Here is a 1,785-nt window from a genome sequence, read left to right on the forward strand (position 1 = left end):
CACACCCGCAGACACGGCGGCCGATCGCCCTGCCGGCCTGAGCGAGAGCACGGCGGAGACCGAGATGGACCTGATCAAGCGGTTCGCCGCCTATTATCGCCCGCATCGGGGCCTGTTTCTGCTCGATTTCTGCAGCGCGGTGGCGGCCGGGCTGCTCGAACTCGCCTTTCCCGTCGCGGTGACGCTGTTCATCGACAGGCTGCTGCCGACAGGCGAGCTCAACCTCATCGCGCTCGCGGCCGCGGGCCTGTTCGCCGCCTATCTGGTCAGCGCGGGGCTCCAGGTCATCGTGACTTATTGGGGGCACATGCTCGGCATCGGCATCGAGACCGAAATGCGGGCCAAGGCCTTCGACCATCTGCAGAAGCTTTCGTTCGGCTTTTTCGACAACCAGAAGACCGGCCATCTGGTGGCGCGCCTGACCAAGGATCTCGAGGAGATCGGGGAGGTCGCCCATCACGGCCCCGAAGACCTGTTCATTGCGATCATGACCCTGATCGGCGCCTTCGCGCTGATGCTGTGGGTCCATCCCCAGCTTGCGGTCATCACCGCGCTCGTGGTGCCGCTGACAGCTTTCGTCACCATTCGCTACGGCAGCCGCATGACCACGAACTGGCACGCGCTTTACGGGCGCGTCGGCGATTTCAATGCCCGCATCGAGGAGAATGTCGGCGGCATCCGCGTCGTCCAGGCCTTTGCCAACGAGGACCACGAGCGCCGCCTCTTCGCCGAGAGCAATCGCCACTACCGCGATATCAAGCTCCAGGCCTACAAGCTCATGGCGGCCTCGACCTCGCTGTCCTATCTCTCGATGCGCTTCGTGCAGGTCGTGGTGATGCTGGCCGGCGGCTGGTTCGTGGTGCGCGGCGAATTGTCGGCTGGCGGCTTCGTCGGCTTCCTCCTGCTGGTCAACGTCTTCTTCCGGCCGGTCGACAAGATCAACGCGGTCATCGAGAGCTATCCGAAGGGCATCGCCGGCTTCCAGCGCTATCTCGCCTTCCTGGCGACGCGGCCCGACGTCGCCGACCGGCCGGGAGCCCGCACCGTCGAGCGCCTGCGGGGCGATATCAGCTATCGCGGGATCCGGTTCGGCTACAGCGCGACCCGGCCGATCTTCGCCGGGCTCGATCTCGAAATCCGGGCCGGCGAGACCATCGCCTTCGTCGGGCCGTCGGGCGCCGGCAAGACCACGATCTGCTCGCTGCTGCCGCGCTTCTACGAGGTCACGGGTGGCGCGATCCTGATCGACGGCATCGACATCCGCGACATGACGCTGAAATCGCTGCGCTCGAACATCGGCATCGTGCAGCAGGACGTCTTCCTCTTCGCAGGCACCATCCGCGACAACATCGCCTATGGCCGGCTCGATGCGACGGAGGAGGAGATCGTCGAGGCTGCGCGCCGCGCCAGGCTCGACGGTGTGATCGCGGCGTTGCCGCAAGGCCTCGACACCGTGATCGGCGAGCGTGGCGTCAAGCTTTCCGGCGGCCAGAAGCAGCGGCTCGCCATCGCCCGCATCTTCCTGAAGAACCCGCCGGTCCTGATCCTCGACGAAGCGACCTCGGCGCTCGATACCGAGACCGAAAAGGCGATCCAGCAGTCACTGGCGGAGCTGTCGCGCGGCCGCACCACGCTTGTCATCGCCCATCGGCTCGCGACCATCGCGAATGCCGACCGCATCGTGGTGGTCGAGAACGGCGATGTCGTCGAGCAGGGCAGCCATGCCCAGCTCCTCGCGCGCAAGGAAGGCCGCTATCGCAGCCTCCATGCCGCGCAGGCCGGACA

Annotated in this window: 1 protein-coding gene; it reads left to right on the forward strand. The window is 66.1% G+C overall.

Features of this window, described 5'->3' with window-relative positions; all coding sequences use genetic code 11:
- Positions 1–64 precede the first annotated feature (64 nt).
- Positions 65–1,785 (forward strand): ABC transporter ATP-binding protein (locus tag ACIPIA_RS15510; RefSeq protein WP_400510844.1); only part of this gene is annotated, 1,721 nt, incomplete at its 3' end.

Origin of the sequence: Allobosea sp. CER48, from assembly GCF_044752385.1 — a bacterium.
Lineage (GTDB): Bacteria > Pseudomonadota > Alphaproteobacteria > Rhizobiales > Beijerinckiaceae > Allobosea.